Below are 19083 nucleotides of genomic sequence, written 5' to 3'. Positions count from 1 at the left end.
ACCGCTAACTATAGTATAAACGTAATAAACATACGCTTTTTTGTCGATATCAACAGATAACCGTAACTGGACTAACGAATATACTATATAGTATAATTGCTATATCTTCCTCCCCACAGAAGTAAACCTAAAGAAAGTACCCAACGGCAATTTACGCTCACCGCCATCCAGCAAGTATAACTCACCCAATTCCTCATGCTTCACCATGTCCCCAAACGTGCCGCGCATCAGGTTGTCTAGTACCAGCGCCGAGAAGCCCATAGAGTAAAGGTTTATCAGCAGGAAATAATCGGTGCCGTCCAGTAGTTCGCGGCAGAGTTTGATCATTTCATTCAGCTCATCTTCTAATTGCCATTTTTCACCGTTCGGGCCGCGGCCGTAGCTTGGTGGGTCCAGGATGATGCCGTTATACTTGTTGCCACGCTTTACTTCACGGCGGGCATACTTCATGGCGTCTTCTACAATCCAGCGCACATTGTCCAGGTTGCTGGCTTCCATGTTGTCGCGGGCCCAGAAGTTTACCTGCTTTATAGAGTCGAGATGGGTCACGTCGGCACCGGCGGCTTTGGCGGCAAGTGTGGCGGCACCGGTGTAGGCAAACATGTTCAGCACCTTTGGCTGTGGCGCTTTTAGGTTGCGGGTGGTGTCGTAAATAAACTTCCAGTTGCTGTCCTGCTCCGGAAACAAACCCACATGCTTAAACGACGATAAGCCTAATCTGAAGCGAAGTTTAAGGTCGTTATACTTATAGTCGATAAACCATTGTTCGGGCATTCCTTTTTTCAGTTTCCACTGGCCTTTTTCCTGGCTGCCTTTGTCGCGGGTAAACACGGCATTGGCCATGCGCTGCCATTCCTGCTCGGGCAGGTGCTTGTCCCAGATGGCCTGTGGCTCAGGGCGTGCTATATAGTATTGGCCGAAACGCTCCAGCTTTTCAAAATTTCCGGAATCAACCAACTCATAGTCAGCCCAGTTTTCTGTAGTTAGAAAGGAATACATATCTTTGTCGTTTATTTCAGGGCGTGCCCCACTTAAGCGGTAAAATTACACATTATCCGCCTAACCTTAAAAGTGCACGTTCCGGATGTTACATTTGTTACCTATACATGGCAATTAGCTTTTACAAGTACCAGGGCACGGGCAATGACTTCGTGATGGTAGACAACCGTAAACTTGCTTTCCCGGCAAGCGATGAGTCATTCATAAAACGCCTCTGCGACCGCCGCATCGGTATTGGGGCAGACGGTCTTATACTTTTGCAGGACCACGCAGACTATGACTTTGAAATGGTGTACTTTAACGCCGACGGACGTTTGGGTTCAATGTGCGGTAACGGCGCACGCTGCACCGTTCGGTTTGCAAGAGCCTTAGGTGTGATTGAAGATGTGGCCTGCTTTCTGGCAGCCGACGGCGAGCACCAGGCCAGTGTAGAGCGCGACCTGATACAGCTGAAGATGAACGAGGTAAAAGGAGTGGAGCAGATCGGAGAGGATTACTTTCTAAACACCGGTTCGCCGCATTACATTCGTTTTGTGGATGATGTAGAAAACCTGGATGTGTACGAAGAAGGCCGCGCCATTCGCTACAACGATCGCTTTAAGGCAGAAGGTACGAACGTTAACTTTGTGCAGCGCCTTTCCGACAGCGAGGTATTTGTACGTACTTATGAGCGTGGAGTAGAAGATGAGACTTTATCGTGTGGTACAGGTGTAACAGCGGCAGCTTTGGTTGCGGGTATGCTGGGCATGCAGAGCCCGATCAAAGTAAAAACCTTGGGAGGTAACTTAGAAGTAGCTTTTGAACAGGTTGACGAAGGTTTTAAATCTATTTATTTGATAGGGCCGGCCAAGCAGGTATTTACCGGTTCTGTTTCACTGTAATCAAAGTATAAACCAGACTTACATAAATACTTCCGGCAGGTAAGATTGCCGGAAGTATTTTCTTTTTGTAGCTTGGCTAAAGTATAAACTTGACTTAACGTGTTCCTGAAAAAAGAAAATACATACCTGCGTGCCCTCGAGCCAACAGACCTGGAGTTTCTTTATACTTTAGAAAATGATGTATCAGTGTGGCACGTGGGCAATACGCTTACCCCATACTCTAAATTTGTGTTGGAGCAGTACCTCGAAAATGCTGCGCTTGACATTTATACTATAAAGCAGCTGCGCCTGGTTATCTGCAACACTCATAGCGAGGCTGTAGGCGCCGTTGACCTATATGATTTTGACCCGATGCACCGCAGGGCAGGAGTAGGCATTGCCATAGCACCCGGGCATCGCAAAAACGGACACGCTTCTGATGCACTACAATTGCTGCTTAACTACTGCCAGCACACGCTACAACTGCACCAGCTCTTTTGCTCTGTTACCGCCTCTAACCTCAAAAGTATAAACCTGTTTACTAAAGCCGGCTTCCAAAGTATAGGCATTCGCAAAGATTGGCTACGCACCCCCGATGGCTGGGAAGATGTAGTGGAATTTCAGAAGATGTTTTAACTGTTGAATAGTTTAAGTGTTTAATTGTTGTTGTGGCCTCATAACATCATAAACTTATCTTTCAGAAATTTGGGAAGTCTGCGAGCCTCTCAAGTGTGGGTAATAAATCTGTAGAACCCGCTAACAATTTAACCATTCAATAATCAACAATTGAAAACTCACCTGCCACAATGCCACGCTTTACCTGATTCTGGCATAAGGATTTAAGCCTCCAAAGTATAAATAGTAAAACAACTATACTATATCGGTAAATATGGCAGATAACCTATTTGCAGGATAATATGGTATTGTTTTAGTACAGGATGTTAGATATATCGGAAAAACCCCTATTTTTGACGATATTGCAAACAGAAGATTTCAATTTAGAATAACAGACACAGATGTTTGATTTTTTCGGTAAAACCGTTGCGAAACTATTCGGAACCAAATCCGACAGAGATATAAAAGAGGTACTGCCTTACGTATCTAAAGTAAACGAAGAGTACGCAAAACTTAATAGTCTGACGGATGACCAGCTTCGCCAGAAGACTTATGATATAAAGGGAATTATTAACGAGCGCCTGAAGCCCGTTGATGATCAGATAGCAGCTCTGCACAAACGCATTGCCGATGAGCCGGAGCTGAACATCGTACAGAAGGAAAATATCTTTGCTGAGATCGACGAGCTGGAGAAGCAGCGTAACAAGGACCTGGAGGTAGTGCTGTTAGAAGTGCTTCCTGTTGGCTTTGCCGTTGTAAAAGAAACCGCCCGCCGCTGGAAGGAGAATGGCCAGTTGGTAGTGACCGCTACCGATATGGACCATGAACTGGCAACTCGCAAGCCAAACGTACAGATAGACGGCGACAACGCCGTTTGGGCTAACAGATGGATAGCTGCAGGCAACGAAATTACCTGGGACATGCTGCACTACGACGTACAGCTGATAGGTGGTACAGTGCTGCACCAGGGTAAGATCGCAGAGATGGCCACAGGTGAGGGTAAAACATTGGTAGCAACGCTGCCGGCTTACCTGAACGCATTGTCTGGTCGTGGAGTGCATGTGGTAACGGTAAACGACTACCTTGCCCGCCGTGACTCTGAGTGGATGGCGCCGTTGTTCGAGTTCCATGGCCTTACCATCGACTGTATCGATAAGCACCAGCCAAACTCTGAATCCCGCCGCAAAGCTTACAGAGCAGATATTACTTACGGTACTAACAATGAGTTCGGCTTCGATTACCTGCGCGACAACATGGCCCGTGAACCACAGGACCTGGTACAGCGCAAGCACCACTATGCCATGGTGGATGAGGTTGACTCTGTATTGATTGACGATGCCCGTACGCCATTGATCATTTCTGGCCCTGTGCCACGCGGTGATGAGCATGAGTTCTACCAGCTAAAGCCACGCATTGCGATGCTGGTGGAGGCGCAGCGTAAAGTAGTACAGAACTTCCTGACAGATGCCAAGCGCCTGATCAAAGAAGGAAACACACAGGAGGGCGGTTTAGCGCTGTTCCGTGCTTACCGTGGTTTACCTAAGAGCAAGCCGTTAATCAAGTTCCTGAGCGAAACAGGTAACCGCGCTATTATGCAGAAGGTAGAAAACCACTACCTGCAGGATAACTCCCGCATGATGCCGGAAGCTGACGAGCCACTATTCTTCACCATCGATGAGAAGCACAACCAGATAGAACTGACGGAGAAAGGCGTTGACCTGATTACTGGTCAGGGCGAAGATCCGAACTTCTTCATTATGCCGGATATCGGAGTAGAGATAGCGGAAATCGAGAACAACAAAGAGCTGCCGCACGAGGAGCAGCTGCATGCAAAAGAGCAATTGATCGCTGACTTCCAGGAGAAGTCGAAGCGTATCCATACCATCAATCAATTGCTGAAGGCTTATACTTTGTTTGAGAAGGATACAGAGTATATCGTAACGCCAGACCATAAGGTGAAGATCGTGGATGAGCAGACAGGCCGTGTAATGGAAGGCCGTCGTTACTCTGATGGTTTGCACCAGGCAATTGAGGCGAAAGAAAACGTGAAGGTAGAAGATGCCACACAAACTTACGCTACGGTTACGCTGCAGAACTACTTCCGTATGTACCACAAATTATCTGGTATGACGGGTACTGCCGAAACAGAGGCAGGTGAGTTCTGGGACATCTATAAACTGGATGTGGTAGTAATTCCTACTAACCGTCCAATCCAAAGAAAAGACGAGCACGACAAAGTATACAAAACTGTTCGTGAAAAGTATAATGCCGTTGCCGACGAGATCGTAGCTTTAACTGAAGCAGGTCGTCCGGTGCTGGTAGGTACAACTTCAGTTGAGATATCGGAGCTGTTGAGCCGTATGCTGACGCTACGTAAGATCAAGCACCAGGTACTTAACGCAAAGATGCACCAGAAAGAAGCCGAGATTGTGGCCGAAGCTGGTAAGCCGGGCACTGTTACCATCGCTACTAACATGGCTGGTCGTGGTACTGATATTAAGCTTGCGCCGGAATCTAAGGCTTCAGGTGGTCTAGCTATTATCGGTACAGAGCGCCACGAGTCCCGCCGTGTGGACCGCCAGCTGCGTGGCCGTGCCGGTCGCCAGGGTGACCCGGGTTCTTCGCAGTTCTTCGTTTCTCTGGAAGATAACCTGATGCGTTTGTTTGGCTCAGACCGTATCGCCCGCCTGATGGACCGTATGGGTCTGGAAGAAGGTGAAGTGATCCAGCACTCGATGATCACGAACTCTATTGAGCGTGCGCAGAAGAAAGTGGAGGAGAACAACTTCGGTCAGCGTAAGCGCTTGCTGGAGTACGACGACGTGATGAACGCACAGCGCGAAGTAGTGTACAAGCGTCGCCGCAACGCTCTTTATGGAGAGCGTCTGGAGCTGGATATCTGGAACATGATCTACGATATCAGCGAAGATGTGATTGTGAGCTACAAGAACATCAGCGACTACGAAAACTTCCAGCTGCATGTGCTGCGTGTATTCGGTATCGAGTCTTCTATTACAGAGGATGAGTTTAAAACAGTACAGGCTAACCAACTGGCGGAGCGCCTATACAACGAAGCTCTTAATCATTACCTGTCTAGAAATAAGCAAATAGCTGATCAGGCGTACCCGATCATTGCCGACATTCACGCAAATCGTGGGCCGATGATTGAGAACGTAGCCGTACCGTTTACAGATGGCAAGCGCCAGCTGGCTGCCGTGGCTAACCTTACCAAAGCATTCGAAACGCATGGTATGGAACTGTTCCGCTCTATGGAGAAGATCATTACGCTGGGTACTATTGACCAGGCCTGGACTGATCACCTACGTGAAATGGACAACCTGAAGCAGAGTGTGCAGAATGCGGTATACGAGCAGAAGGACCCTCTTTTGGTTTACAAGTTCGAGTCGTTTGAGCTGTTCAAGCGTATGATCGGTAAAGTAAACGAGCAGACAATTCAGTTCCTGTTCCACGCGTTTATACCGGTACAGGCACCTGAGCAGGTACAACAGCCGGTAAAACCACCAATGGCTCCTAAGGCTCCTGTATTAAAAGAGCAGAAGCAGGAAGTACACTCATCACTGGAAGACCAGTCGGGCCATACTTCTATGCCGGCACCGGAGCCAGAGAAGATTATGCCGGCGCACTCGCAAAAAGTTGCGGGCCGCAACGACAGAGTTAGCGTACAGTATACCGATGGCCGTGTAGTAAAGGACGTAAAGTATAAAACCGTAGAAGACGACCTGCTGCACAACCGCTGTGTATTAATTGGGGAGTAAAAGCAGCCTCGAAGTATAAATGTGAGGCTGCATCAAGTATAAATTTAAGCTGATAAAGGATGTAAGGCGGGAGTGATCTTTTGTCTTATGTCCTTTATCTTTTATCTCTAAAATATGGCAGGAGAAGAGCTTGCTGCATACATAGACCACACCCTGCTGAAGCCGGATACTACAGCAGAGCAGGTGTTGCAACTTTGTGATGAAGCCCGCAACTATGGCTTTGCCGCTGTGTGCATAGCACCTTGCTATGTGCAACTGGCAAAAGAGCGGTTAGGCCCGGGCTCACTTGTAAAAGTAGCTACGGTAGTTGGTTTTCCGTTAGGCTACCAGCACCCTAAGGTTAAATTTCTGGAAACACACCAGGCTATTGCTGACGGGGCTACCGAGATAGACGTGGTCATGAACGTCTCTGCTTTCAAATCCGGTAAGTATGAGGAGGTGGAGAACGAACTGAGCGACTTGGCAAAGTTTTGTCATTTAAAAGAAGCAGAGCTGAAGGTAATTATTGAAACAGCTTTACTCTCGGAGGAGGAAATAATAAAAGCTTGCGAGTTATGTGCGAATGCCGGTGTAGACTTCGTTAAGACCTCTACAGGCTTTGCCTCGCGTGGCGCTACCGTAGAAGATATAAAGCTGATGCGCCGTGTGTTGCCAAAATCCATGAAAATAAAGGCTGCCGGAGGTATACGCACGTATGAAGACGCAGATGCCCTAATTAAAGCAGGAGCCGACAGACTTGGCTGTTCGGCCAGCATACAAATAGTTACACATGAACAATAGAGTAATTCTTAACCTTATCCTGTCGGTGTTGATCCTTTTTTCAACAGCATGCGCATCGTCGTCGGGTAAAAGCACAACAGATACAGGCCGCTTTCCGGGCAAAGAAAAAGTTGCTGAGGACCTAAGCCAGTACAGACCAAAGTATGAAACCCCTGAAGCGACAGCAACAGCACGGGTAGAACCTACCAACCATGTAAACGATAAGGTGGCGGTGCTAATGGATACTGTGGCCAGCGTAAACAAAAACATAAAGTATGCGCAGGGCTATCGAATTTTAGCCTACAATGGCTCCCAACGCCAAGATGTGATGAGCTTGCGCAAAGCCATTATCTCTAGAGTACCGGATGTAAAAGATTACCTCACATACCAGCAACCAAACTTTAGGCTTAAGGTAGGCGATTTCTTTAACCGCGTAGAGGCGCAGCAAGTGCTAAACCGTATCTCAGACCTAGTGCCAAACGCACAGATCGTACAGGACCAAATCAACATCGATAAGAGCTATTAGAATAGCAGCTTGTACTTCTAAAGTATAAATAAAGCGTTGCAGTCAGGTTCGGTTGCAGCGCTTTATTGTTTAAGCAGTTATACTTTAGTGTATAGCCAAACAGAAGCGGATAAAGCAGATAGATGCTACCTTTGTAGAAATAATCAGCAGATGACTCAGATAGTAGATAAAATAAAACAACTAGCCCAAGCATATGCACAAGATACCGTGCAGGTGCGCCGCCATATCCACGCTAACCCAGAACTTAGCTTCGAGGAGCACAACACAGCCGCCTATGTAAAGCAGGTACTGGAGCAGTATGGAATAACTGCAGAAAGTATGGCAACTACGGGTTTAGTAGCTTTAATAAAGGGAAAGAACCCAGAGAAAAAAACCATTGCCCTGCGTGCCGACTTAGATGCTTTACCCATAGTGGAAGCAAATGAGGTGGAGTATAAATCAAAAAACGAAGGCGTGATGCATGCCTGTGGCCACGATGTACATACTGCCTCACTGCTTGGGGCTGCACGTATACTTCAAGAGCTACGCGATGAGTTTGAGGGAACAATTAAATTAGTGTTTCAGCCGGGAGAGGAGAAGTTTCCGGGTGGCGCCTCTATCATGATAAAAGAAGGTGTGCTGCAAAACCCTGCACCAACTGGTATTGTGGGGCAGCACGTGTTCCCGATGCTGCCTGCTGGTAAAGTTGGTTTTAAATCCGGTATGTACATGGCCAGCGCCGACGAAATTTACATCACCGTAAAAGGAAAAGGCGGCCATGCCGCGTTGCCTGAAATGAACATCGATCCTGTGTTGATATCAGCTCATTTAATTGTGGCGCTGCAGCAGATCGTGAGCCGCCATGCTAGCCCTAAAGTACCGTCGGTGCTATCTTTTGGTAAGATAGAGGCTAAGGGCGCTACCAATGTTATCCCGAATGAGGTAAAGGTAGAAGGCACCTTTAGAACCATGAACGAGGCGTGGCGTAGAGAGGCACACCAGAAAATTAAGAAACTAGCCGAAGGTCTTTGCGAAAGTATGGGCGGCAGCTGCGACATTGATATCAAGAACGGCTATCCATACTTAAAAAATGATCCTGAATTAACAGCTATAGCACGTGCAGCTGCAGTAGACTATTTAGGAGACGACAATGTGGTAGACCTGGATCTATGGATGGGAGCAGAAGACTTTGCCTATTACTCTCAGGAAGTACCAGCTTGCTTTTATCGCCTTGGTACCCGCAACGAAGCAAGGGACATAACAGCAGGAGTACATACCCCCACTTTCGATATTGACGAGGCAGCCGTAGAGACAAGTATAGGTTTGATGGCCTACATCGCCTTACAAGAACTGAAAGAAGTATAATTACCAAAACAACATACATGAGAAAGCCATACTTTATACTTTTGTTGTTGCTCCCATTGCTAGCGCAGGCGCAAAGTAAAGTTACAGCCCCAACTGCAGTCTGGCCCGAGTTGCAGGTAAGCTATGGTGTGGGCGAGGAAGGGCTGCTGTTCTTCCGGAACCAGTACCGCATTAACACCGACGGCAACTACAATGACTTAAAAAGTTCTGGCATCCTGAGCAACGTTGAGCGGGTGGAGCTAAGCTTAGGCTACGAGCATACATTTACTGATCATTGGCGTGGTGGAGCTATACTTCGCTACGCAGCCGAAGATTTCCCGAAGATGATGTTTTATGGTTTGCTTTTGCGGCATAATGGTAAACTGGGCAGTTTATACTTTAACAAACAGTTTTTGGCTGAGTATGTAGACCAAGAAGCAAGGGGGACTTACGGACGCTTTAGAGGTTCGGCAGAACTGGGGAAGAGGCTGCCGCTAAAAAACAAATTTATTACGCCAAGTATAAGCTATGAGGCAATGGTGACCTCTGACCTTGGAAAAGAAAGCAACAGCTCTGCACAGGAAAGAACCATAGACCGCACCCGCCTTCGCTTAAGTATAAACTATGAGCTTACAGAGAAGCTACGCCTTAACCCGTACTTTATGCGGCAAACCGATTACTATTACGTAATGGTGCCGCCAGAGTACGATGAGCAGGGGCAGCTTGTACAAGATGGTTTTACAACAAAACGTAACCGCATATCACCAGTATTTGGTTTGGAGATAAAATATAACATAAACAGAGCCGCAGAAACTGCCAGTATTACTTATTAGGTTTTTGCTTAACTGTCAACGTTACAGTATGTTAAAGATTTTTTTGAAAAAGATATGACATTTTTTCGTGGATTAGCTGGATAATTCAATTGGTATAGTTTTTACTATGTTATTGCTGTACATAAATTTCTAAAACATTAAAAGGTATACAGCTATGGCACTTAACAGATATAATGGCATGCAGGAAAGTATGCCAAATACGTTCAGCTCGATGTTAGACAGGTTCTTTAACGAATCTGTAAACTCAAAGAATTTTGCAGGCTTTACCCCTCACGTAGATGCCTGCGAAACCGAAAAAGGCTATGAAATAGAATTAGCCTTGCCAGGGGTAAAAAAGGAAGACATCTCTATTGATTTTCAGGAAGGTAGATTAACTATTACTGGTGAGCGCAAATTGGAGAAGAAGGAGGAAGGGCGCCGTTACCACATGATGGAAACCCAGTATGGCTCCTTCAGCAGATCCTTCTATTTGCCGGATAAAGTAAGTCCGGATAAAATTTCTGCGCAATTGGAAGATGGCGTGCTGCTAGTAACAGTACCTAAAGATGAGCAAAAAACAATGAAACGCCAGATTCAGATTAGCACATCCGGAGATAGTAAAAAGAAAGTTTCCGAAGGAAACGTAGCAGAAGCCAAAACAGGCGCTGTCGCAGAAAACGGAAAAACGAAGAAAGCTTAATTTTTATAAAATATTAAAAGAGGCCAAGAAATTTTGGCCTCTTTTTTGTTAATTAAGAGATGTAATTGCAGTAATCATCAGTATACTAAATACTAACGTATACTAAAATAGCGTTACCCTATAAGTATAGGTAAAACTTAATATTTATAAAAACAGCATATATACAATACTAAAACTAATCACATGAAGACGAAACAGTTTATCGTTGGCTTAACGCTTTCTGCCATGTTGGGTGGCGGTGTTGCCGTTGGTAGCTATAAGCTGCTGGAAGACGAGAACCCAACCACCGATTCCGGTAAAGTTGAAGAATTCCCTACAGTCCGCTATACCAGTAACATGTTCAGTAGCAACGTGGAAGCGCCTGCAGGTTTAAACTTTGTTAAAGCAGCACAGGTATCTACGCCTGCCGTAGTACACGTAATGACAGAATACACAGCTAATGTGGCAAGCCGTAGCAGCAGCCCTATGGACCCGTTTCTGCGTGAGTTCTTTGGCGATGGTTTCGGGCAGCGCGTACCGCGTGGTCCGCAAGTAGGATCTGGTTCAGGTGTAATTATTGCATCTGATGGCTATATCATTACAAATAACCACGTAATTGCCGATGCCTCTAAAATAGAGGTGGTAATGGACGATAAACGTAAGTTTGAGGCAACGCTGGTAGGCACAGACCCAACTACAGACATTGCGCTGCTAAAGGTAAATGCTGAAAAGCTGCCCACTATCCGTTACGGTAACTCCGATGAGTTGCAGGTAGGTGAGTGGGTGCTGGCCGTAGGTAACCCAATGAACCTGACCTCTACTGTAACAGCTGGTATAGTAAGTGCCAAAGGCCGTAACATCAATATTCTGCGCACAAGCCAGAATAAAGATCTTAGCATTGAGTCGTTTATCCAGACAGATGCAGCTGTGAACCCAGGTAACTCGGGTGGTGCACTAGTTAACCTAAACGGTGATTTGGTTGGTATCAATACAGCCATTGCCTCACAAACAGGATCTTTTGCAGGTTATTCTTTTGCCGTGCCATCTTCCCTTGTTAGTAAGGTAGTGGATGACTTAATTAAGTATGGCGAAGTACAACGTGCTTTACTTGGCGCTACGATCCAGGAAATCGACGCTACTTTTGCAAAGGAGAATAATATCAAGACGCTTAACGGTGTTTACATTGCAGGTGTAGAAGAGAAAAGCGGTGCCCAGGAAGCTGGACTTAAAGCCGGCGACGTAATTACAGCCGTAAATGGAGTTAAAGTTGGTAAGTCGTCGCAGTTATTGGAGCAAATTGCCCGTTACCGTCCTGGCGATAAGGTTAAAGTAGAATACCTGCGCGAAAACAAGGAAAGAAACACTACTGTAACACTCAAAAATGTGAACTATAGCACAGAGCTTGTAAAGCGCAGCAACGCCAAATCTGTTACTTTTGATGGCGCAACGTTTGCAGCCGTTAGCAACCAGGAAATGAACAAGCTGGGCATTGACGGTGGTGCAAAGATCAGCAACGTAGGCAGCAGCAAGTTCCGTGATACAGGTATGAAAGATGGCTTTATCATCACACGCATTGATAAATATGCTGTAAACCAGCCATCAGATGTTGAAAAATATCTGAAAAACATTGATAGCGGTGTGGTATACATAGAGGGCGTTTATCCGGATGGCCTGAAAGCATACTATCCTATCGGAAAAGGTTAAGCCCTTTAAACTATAACAATAGAAAGCTTCTGCAGCCTTGCAGAAGCTTTTTTATTTTTTAGCTTTGTATAAGAGCGTGATAAAAGTAATTAAAAGATAAAACCATGAAACAGACCATAGATGAACTTCCGCTAAACAAGGAAATAGCCGATGTGCTGCACCAGCTGGGTATAAAAGAACATAACCCTGCCTACAGCACAGGCCTGACCTGGGGTGGGCAAGACAACGATAATACACGTGCTATATATTCTCCGGCCGATGGTAACCTGATCGCGCACGTAAGTATGGCTACTGCCGAAGATTACGACCAGATAATAGCAACTGCAGAAGCAGCTTTCAAAGTATGGCGCAAAATACCCTCACCTAAGCGCGGCGAGATTGTTCGCCAGATAGGAGATAAGCTTCGTGAATACAAAGAGCCACTTGGCAAACTGGTAAGCTATGAAATGGGGAAAATCCTACAAGAAGGCCTTGGCGAGGTGCAGGAGATGATCGATATCTGCGACTTTGCTGTAGGTTTGTCGCGGCAGCTGCACGGCTTTACCATGCACTCAGAGCGTCCGCAGCACCGCATGTACGAGCAGTATCATCCACTGGGCATAGTAGGTGTTATTTCTGCCTTTAACTTCCCGGTAGCTGTTTGGAGCTGGAATGCCATGCTGGCAGCTGTTTGTGGTGATGTAGTAATTTGGAAGCCATCAGAAAAAACACCGCTTACAGCAGTTGCCTGCCAGCACATTATAAGAGATGTATTAGCAGATAACGAGTTGCCGGAAGGTGTATTTAACCTGGTGATTGGTGATGCTGAGATCGGTAGCCTGATGAGCCACGACAAGCGTGTGCCGCTGGTTTCTGCTACCGGCTCTACGCGTATGGGCAAGAAAGTAGGCGAGGCTGTTGGTGCACGTTTAGGTAAATCGTTACTGGAGCTGGGTGGTAACAATGCTATCATCCTTACAGAAAACGCCGATCTGGAAATGGCTTTGCGTGCTATTGTGTTTGGAGCTGTAGGTACTTGTGGGCAGCGTTGTACATCTACCCGTCGCCTGATAATCCACGAAAATATATACGAGCAGGTAAAAGAACGACTGCTGAAAGTATACCCTAACCTGCCTATCGGGCACCCACTGGATAGCACTACGCTTGTTGGTCCGCTGATTGACAAGGATGCAGTTAATGCCTTTGCGAACGCCTTGGATAAAGTACAGCAGGAGGGAGGCACTTTACTAACAGGTGGTGATGTACTGAGCGGCGAAGGATACGAAACCGGGACCTACGTAAAGCCAGCTATCGTAGAGGCCGAAAACCACTTTGAAATGGTGCAGGAAGAAACGTTTGCCCCAATTTTATACCTGATAAAGTATAGCGGCGATGTAGAGAATGCCATTGAGGTTCAGAATGGTGTGAAGCAAGGTTTATCATCAGCTATTTTCTCTACAAACCTGCTCGAAACAGAGGCGTTCCTGAGCCACTGGGGTTCTGATTGCGGTATTGCTAATGTAAACATTGGTACATCCGGAGCTGAGATTGGCGGAGCCTTTGGTGGCGAAAAAGATACAGGTGGTGGTCGTGAGTCAGGTTCTGATGCTTGGAAAGTATACATGCGCCGCCAGACAAACACCATTAACTATGGTCGTGAATTGCCATTGGCTCAAGGCATCAAGTTTGACATTATGGACTAAAGTAGAAACAGACCTCGCAGCGTGCACAGCTCCTACAAGCGTCTTATTTATACTATAAAACTAAAAAACCAGCCCTTACTCAGGGCTGGTTTTTTAGTTTTATAGTATAGGTCCAACAACCCTAGTTTAATGCTCCTTCAAGAACAGGTAAGGTGTCTGTGCTAAAAAATCTGTCTAACATACAATAAAAGCTCTGCAAAATTAGTAAATTAAATTATCTGAAATATTTTCAGAATTTCATGCAACCTCAGTACATCTGCTTTGTCTTTAGTTCGGAAGTTGGATAAAGAGATGGGGAAACTTTAAAGCAAAAAGATAAACAGCAAAACGTTAAACCGAAGCATTTTGGAAACCATCAGCTACCAGGACGTTAACCGTCATGTTATTGACAAATGCAGGGAAGGAGACAATCGTGCTCAGTACGAGCTGTACAAGCTGTATTCCAAGGCTATGTTTAACGTGAGCATGCGCATCACCAACGACTACTCAGAGGCTGAAGATGTGTTGCAGGAGGCTTTTATCAGTGCCTTCAAAAACCTGCATACTTATAAAGGCGAAGCCGCCTTTGGCAGCTGGCTGAAGAAGATAGTGGTAAACGCAGCAATCAACGCCATCCGGAAGCGAAGGTCGGAGCTGGTACCGATGGATGAACGAACTATTATCGACATACCAGACGAGACGTTTGAAGATGACTCGGAGTGGAAAGTGGAGAAGGTGCGAAAGGCCATCATGAAGTTGCCAGACGGTTACAGAGTAGTGCTGAGTTTATACTTGCTTGAGGGTTTCGACCATGCCGAAATAGGTGAAATACTGGGAGTAACGGAGTCTACCTCTAAGTCGCAGTACAGCCGGGCAAAGAAAAAGTTATTAGAGATTATGAAAGAGCCGCAGTTTGTGGCCTGATAGTATAACAGTAGAATACATGAGGAGAGTTTTACCATGAAAGATAGATTAAAAGAGTTTGTGAGCGAACACCGTGATGAGTTTGATGTGTTCGAACCCCGCCCAGACCTTTGGCAAAACATCTGCCAGGATATTCCGGAACCCCGCAAAGAGGCCAAAGTAATCAATATCAAATTTGGTGAACGCGCCAGCTTCAGTGCCGACTTCTTCTTTATGCGTGTAGCGGCGGCTATTGTGCTGCTAGTGGGCTGTGGCCTTACACTAATTATGATGAAGCAGAACGCACCTGATGCCAATACCATGTTGGCAGCCTCACAGCAGCAAGTTATCAGCAGCATTGCTCCCGAGATTGTAGAGGTAGAGGCCTATTATGTAAGCCAGATAGAAGAGAAGAAGAGTGAGTTGAGTGAGTATGACAGAAAAGTATTAGGCTTAGGAGAGCAGAAAGAAATTGACCGCGAGCTTGCCCGCCTCGACAGCAGCTACTTAGTCTTAAAAAAGCAACTTTACACTACACCGAATACCGAAGAAATTGTTGAGGCCATGGTCCAGAACCTGCAGATAAGGATCGAGGTGCTTAACAGACAGCTGGAAGTACTCCAGAGCATCAAAAAAATGGAATCGACCATTAACTCTGAACTTAAAGAAAATGAAACTACGAATATTTAACACTGTTTGCTGCCTTACACTAGTAGCTGCACTGGTACCTAACCTTGCCCAGGCGCAGAAAAAAAGTACCGGCACTTGCCCTTCCGAAGTACAGGTAGACATAAACCTGAGCGGTTTGTCATCCTTAGCTGAACTATCCTCGCTGGCAGACCTTGCCGATCTGGCTAGCCTCGCAGATTTGGCGGAGGTGAAAGAAATACCAGAATTGATGAAGCTTTCAGATCTGTCGCAGGAGTTGGAGGGGCTGAACGAAAGTTTTATGCAAGAGCAGACAGGCGATGGCACGGTTATCATCAATCAAGATGAGGCAGCTGCTTACGACTCAGAAAAGCGCAAAACTTTTGATAAGACGTATAAAGTGAGCAACTCAGACGCTTTAAATATTGAAAATAAGTTTGGCAGAGTACAGGTAAAAACCTGGGCTAAGAATGAGATTCAGGTTAAAGTGGATATGATCGCCAGAGCTTCCTCAGAAAGCAAAGCCCAAGAGATTTTGAATAACATCAGTGTTACAGACAGCCGCCAGGGCAACATCATTTCTGTAGCCACTAAAATGGAGCCAATGCGTGTGTCTGGTAACAGCAACAAGAGCTTCGAGATAAACTATACTATCTACATGCCCGAAAACAATGCGCTTACTGTAAAGAATAGCTTTGGCGATGTTAACCTGGCTGCGCTAAAAGGCAAAACCGACATCTATGTAAAGTATGGCTCATTAAAGACCGAAAGACTGAGCAACACAGAAAATAAAGTGAAACTGGCTTATAGCTCTGGCACCTGTGGTTACATAAATGGTGGTAATGTTGAGGTATCGTATGCAAACCTAAACGTTGACGGAACCAACGGCCTGTCAGGTTATTCTAAATTCAGTGACTTGAAAATTGGCAGCTTGCGTGATGAACTTAACTTGGAAGTAAAGTTTGGTACCTTTAAAGTAGATAACATTAGCAAAAATGTTCGTAGAATTTCTCTTGACAGCGGATATACACCCATCTCTCTAAGATTCGAAGATAACTCAGCCTTCAACTTTGATGTGAATGTAAGCTTTGCTGATTTCAAAGTAGATAAATCATTGATTAACGTTACCTCTCTCGAGAAAAATCATACTTCTGCTGAGTACAAAGGCCGGTATGGCGGGGCTTCCGGTAAAGGTTCTGTAAGCATCAACTCAAAGTATGGCGATGTTAAGTTTGTAAAATAAGTGTTTGTGAATAAAGTTTGTTTAAGGTGAGAGGGAGCCGGCATTAGCTGGCTCTTTTCATTTTTATGGGTACTTAATGACTAGATGAATGTGCAATTTGGCAGCTTGTCGTTTAACTTAGAAGTTTAATTTAAGTAGATTTGATTTGTATTACATTAAAGAACAAGCAGCTATAGCATAGCAACAACAAAACAAAACTATGGCAACAGATAATAAAGAACTATTAAATTCTTCTAAAGCGCCTGAGCCAGTTGGGCTTTACCCGCATGCACGTCGTGTAGGCAATCTGCTTTTTTTATCAGGAGTGGGGCCCAGAGAGCGTGGTACTAAAAAAATACCAGGTGTAGAGTTAGACGAAAATGGTAACATACTTTCGTACGACATTGAGCAGCAGTGCCATTCTGTTTTCCAGAACGTGCGTTATATTTTAGAAGATGCCGGCTCTAGTTGGGATAACCTGGTAGATGTTACCGTGTTCCTGACAAACATGAAAGACGATTTTACAACTTATAACAAGTTGTATGCAGAGTACTTTAAAGACAACCAGCCTTGCCGCACTACCGTGGAGATAAACAAACTACCTACACCCATTGCTATTGAGTTAAAGTGCATTGCCACTATAGACTCTACTGCAAAGGCTAAAGTATAAATACCTGGATTTTGAATAAAAGAGAAGAGTTTTACAGCCAGCGTGCCGAGGCGCTGGCTGTGCAGGAAAGTCATGCAGCTTCCACATCAAGATGGGTGTCGTGGTTGCGGGTGGTAGTATTTTTAGCTGGTGCTGCCTTAGCTTATTATTTTTTTAAAGTAGACAACCATACCTTAGGAGCTGCCTCCATACTGGTATTTTATGTTTTGTTTATTCTAGTGATGCGCTGGCACAGCAAGCTGGATTTTGCTTATCAGCAATTAGTGCTGTTGCGCAAGATTAACGAAGAAGAAATAGCTAGGCTACACGGTAAACTTCAGGCTTTCGAAAGTGGCAAAGAGTTTATAGATGATCATCATCCGTATACATCCGATTTAGATATTTTCGGGCAAAATTCCTTGTTTCAGTTGGTAAACCGGTCTGTTACAAGCACAGGCAAGTATACGCTGGCACAATGGCTGCGCTTTGCGGCACCAGCACCTGTTATAACTAAGCGGCAACAGGCTGTGGCAGAACTTGCCTCAGATGCACAACTGGAGTGGCTGCAAAACCTGCTGGCATTGCCTCGGCATTTTAAGCATGATGAAGCCTCTGCAGTTAATTTTATTCGCTGGTTTTCTGATAAGTCTTTTTACAAAGATCGTGTTTGGCTAAAGGCATTAATATTTATACTTCCGGTACTTACGCTTGCGGCTATCGCTGCCTGGGCTTATGGAGCTTTTTCTGGTTACATACCTACAGCTTTTTTGGCAGTACAGTACCTGATCGGGCATAAGTACAGGATAGAGCGCGACGAGTATTATGACCATAGCACAGGTATTTATGAAGCCATGCGCAGCTATACAAAACAGTTACAGCACATAGAGCAAAAACAGTTTTCTTCAGAATTGCTGCAGGGGCTACAATCAAAGTTGCAGCAGTCTGGTACTAAAGGCTCTGCAATCATTCATAAGCTGGCTAATATTATTGATTACTTCTCGTGGAGGCTCAGCACGTTAATGTCTTTTTTCCTGAACACCATTTTGATGTGGGACTTTATATGGATATACCGTCTGGAGAATTGGCGAAATCAATATTTGCCTCAGCTAGAAGAAATGCTGGATATGCTAGGTGAGATAGAAGCGCTGGCAAGTATAGCTGCCTTTCAGCACGCGCATCCGAGGTACGCCATTCCTGTTTTGTTGGAGCAGCCGTTTAAATTAGAGGTACAAGAACTAGCCCATCCGCTCATTTTCTCTGTTACCCCAGTGGCCAATAATTTTGAAACACAGGGAGCCGGTAAAACGATGGTAGTAACAGGCTCAAATATGTCAGGAAAGACCACATTTTTGCGCACAGTAGGTATAAACATGGTGATGGCGCAGATGGGAGCACCTGTTTGCGCGGCAAGTATGGTGCTTGCACCTGCTCAAGTATACACAGCTATGCGTACTGCCGATAACCTCTCCGAAAATACATCATCGTTCTATGCAGAGCTAAAGCGCCTGCGTATGCTTTTGGAGCTAACAGAGCAGGGCCAGCCGGTGTTTTACTTTTTAGATGAGATACTCAAAGGCACAAACTCCCGCGACCGCCATGCCGGCGCTATGGCCCTGATACGCCAGTTGCACAAACGCAATGCCTCCGGTTTCATCTCTACCCACGATCTGGAATTAGGTGCTATGGAGCAGGAGCTGCCGGGCAGCGTATACAACTACAGCTTTAACAGCGACATTATCGGCGACGAAATAAAGTTTGATTATAAACTACGACAAGGCATTTGCCGTAGCTTTAACGCTAGTAAGCTGATGCAGCTGATGGGCATTGAGATAGAGGAGAAGGTGTGATATTGACAAAGCAGTTTTTGACAAAAGACACAAGATCTTCTAAAGTACTCTATTTGTCATTTTGAATGACAGTTTTCTCTAATTCCCCTCCTCGGAGGGG

At 45.6% G+C, this 19083-nt stretch carries 16 protein-coding genes; 15 read left to right on the top strand and 1 reads right to left on the bottom strand.

What is annotated here, in order from left to right; genetic code table 11:
* Nucleotides 1–99: 99 nt before the first annotated feature.
* A complete protein-coding gene (locus tag WG943_RS02770; RefSeq protein WP_340406647.1) occupies nt 100–999 on the bottom strand; it encodes a class I SAM-dependent methyltransferase in 900 nt (299 codons plus the stop codon).
* A 107-nt stretch (nt 1000–1106) separates the two neighbouring features.
* On the opposite strand from WG943_RS02770, the gene dapF reads away from it, so the two are divergent.
* The 15 genes from dapF (at nt 1107) to WG943_RS02695 (ending at nt 18983) form a co-directional block, all read left to right on the top strand.
* Complete coding sequence (gene dapF / locus WG943_RS02765; RefSeq protein ID WP_340406646.1) at nt 1107–1880, top strand: diaminopimelate epimerase; 774 nt, start codon at nt 1107–1109, stop codon at nt 1878–1880.
* Nucleotides 1881–1979: 99 nt separating this feature from the next.
* Nucleotides 1980–2495, top strand: a complete 516-nt coding sequence (locus WG943_RS02760; RefSeq protein ID WP_340406645.1) for a GNAT family N-acetyltransferase — start codon at nt 1980–1982, stop codon at nt 2493–2495.
* Between the two features lie 380 nt (nt 2496–2875).
* Entirely contained in the window at nt 2876–6250 is a 3375-nt protein-coding gene (secA, locus tag WG943_RS02755; protein WP_340406644.1) for a preprotein translocase subunit SecA, read from the top strand.
* Nucleotides 6251–6364: 114 nt separating this feature from the next.
* Nucleotides 6365–7030, top strand: a complete 666-nt coding sequence (deoC, locus tag WG943_RS02750) for a deoxyribose-phosphate aldolase (RefSeq protein WP_340406643.1) — start codon at nt 6365–6367, stop codon at nt 7028–7030.
* Nucleotides 7020–7535: a sporulation protein gene (locus WG943_RS02745; RefSeq protein ID WP_340406642.1), complete on the top strand. Its 516-nt coding sequence runs from the start codon at nt 7020–7022 to the stop codon at nt 7533–7535. Before deoC ends, WG943_RS02745 begins: the two co-directional genes overlap by 11 nt.
* Before the next feature lie 150 nt (nt 7536–7685).
* Nucleotides 7686–8879 (top strand): M20 metallopeptidase family protein, encoded by a 1194-nt coding sequence (locus tag WG943_RS02740; protein ID WP_340406641.1) that lies wholly within the window; start codon nt 7686–7688, stop codon nt 8877–8879.
* 17 nt (nt 8880–8896) lie between these two features.
* Nucleotides 8897–9691 (top strand): DUF2490 domain-containing protein, encoded by a 795-nt coding sequence (locus tag WG943_RS02735; RefSeq protein WP_340406640.1) that lies wholly within the window; start codon nt 8897–8899, stop codon nt 9689–9691.
* Between the two features lie 154 nt (nt 9692–9845).
* Entirely contained in the window at nt 9846–10370 is a 525-nt protein-coding gene (locus tag WG943_RS02730) for an Hsp20/alpha crystallin family protein (RefSeq protein WP_340406639.1), read from the top strand.
* A 183-nt stretch (nt 10371–10553) separates the two neighbouring features.
* A complete protein-coding gene (locus tag WG943_RS02725) occupies nt 10554–12053 on the top strand; it encodes a Do family serine endopeptidase (protein ID WP_340406638.1) in 1500 nt (499 codons plus the stop codon).
* A 104-nt stretch (nt 12054–12157) separates the two neighbouring features.
* On the top strand, nt 12158–13735 hold the full coding sequence (gene amaB / locus WG943_RS02720; RefSeq protein WP_340406637.1) for an L-piperidine-6-carboxylate dehydrogenase: 1578 nt from the start codon (nt 12158–12160) through the stop codon (nt 13733–13735).
* Between the two features lie 345 nt (nt 13736–14080).
* Nucleotides 14081–14638 carry an RNA polymerase sigma factor gene (locus tag WG943_RS02715; RefSeq protein WP_340406636.1) on the top strand — a complete coding sequence of 186 codons (558 nt, stop codon included), beginning with the start codon at nt 14081–14083 and terminating at the stop codon, nt 14636–14638.
* A 36-nt stretch (nt 14639–14674) separates the two neighbouring features.
* Nucleotides 14675–15307 (top strand): hypothetical protein, encoded by a 633-nt coding sequence (locus tag WG943_RS02710; RefSeq protein WP_340406635.1) that lies wholly within the window; start codon nt 14675–14677, stop codon nt 15305–15307.
* On the top strand, nt 15288–16508 hold the full coding sequence (locus WG943_RS02705; protein WP_340406634.1) for a hypothetical protein: 1221 nt from the start codon (nt 15288–15290) through the stop codon (nt 16506–16508). Before WG943_RS02710 ends, WG943_RS02705 begins: the two co-directional genes overlap by 20 nt.
* Before the next feature lie 199 nt (nt 16509–16707).
* A complete protein-coding gene (locus WG943_RS02700; protein WP_340406633.1) occupies nt 16708–17157 on the top strand; it encodes a RidA family protein in 450 nt (149 codons plus the stop codon).
* A gap of 11 nt (nt 17158–17168) precedes the next feature.
* Nucleotides 17169–18983: a MutS-related protein gene (locus WG943_RS02695; protein WP_340406632.1), complete on the top strand. Its 1815-nt coding sequence runs from the start codon at nt 17169–17171 to the stop codon at nt 18981–18983.
* Nucleotides 18984–19083: the final 100 nt, after the last annotated feature.

This window comes from Pontibacter sp. H249, assembly GCF_037892465.1.
Classification (GTDB): domain Bacteria; phylum Bacteroidota; class Bacteroidia; order Cytophagales; family Hymenobacteraceae; genus Pontibacter.
This window is presented reverse-complemented; position numbering and strand designations above follow the sequence as displayed.

Bases quoted from the DNA above. Each gene is read 5' to 3' on its own strand.
- WG943_RS02770 (WP_340406647.1), bottom strand. From the start codon at position 999: ATGTATTCCTTTCTAACTACAGAAAACTGGGCTGACTATGAGTTGGTT.
- dapF (WP_340406646.1), top strand. From the start codon at position 1,107: ATGGCAATTAGCTTTTACAAGTACCAGGGCACGGGCAATGACTTCGTG.
- secA (WP_340406644.1), top strand. From the start codon at position 2,876: ATGTTTGATTTTTTCGGTAAAACCGTTGCGAAACTATTCGGAACCAAA.
- deoC (WP_340406643.1), top strand. From the start codon at position 6,365: ATGGCAGGAGAAGAGCTTGCTGCATACATAGACCACACCCTGCTGAAG.
- WG943_RS02745 (WP_340406642.1), top strand. From the start codon at position 7,020: ATGAACAATAGAGTAATTCTTAACCTTATCCTGTCGGTGTTGATCCTT.
- WG943_RS02740 (WP_340406641.1), top strand. From the start codon at position 7,686: ATGACTCAGATAGTAGATAAAATAAAACAACTAGCCCAAGCATATGCA.
- WG943_RS02735 (WP_340406640.1), top strand. From the start codon at position 8,897: ATGAGAAAGCCATACTTTATACTTTTGTTGTTGCTCCCATTGCTAGCG.
- WG943_RS02730 (WP_340406639.1), top strand. From the start codon at position 9,846: ATGGCACTTAACAGATATAATGGCATGCAGGAAAGTATGCCAAATACG.
- WG943_RS02725 (WP_340406638.1), top strand. From the start codon at position 10,554: ATGAAGACGAAACAGTTTATCGTTGGCTTAACGCTTTCTGCCATGTTG.
- amaB (WP_340406637.1), top strand. From the start codon at position 12,158: ATGAAACAGACCATAGATGAACTTCCGCTAAACAAGGAAATAGCCGAT.
- WG943_RS02710 (WP_340406635.1), top strand. From the start codon at position 14,675: ATGAAAGATAGATTAAAAGAGTTTGTGAGCGAACACCGTGATGAGTTT.
- WG943_RS02705 (WP_340406634.1), top strand. From the start codon at position 15,288: ATGAAACTACGAATATTTAACACTGTTTGCTGCCTTACACTAGTAGCT.
- WG943_RS02700 (WP_340406633.1), top strand. From the start codon at position 16,708: ATGGCAACAGATAATAAAGAACTATTAAATTCTTCTAAAGCGCCTGAG.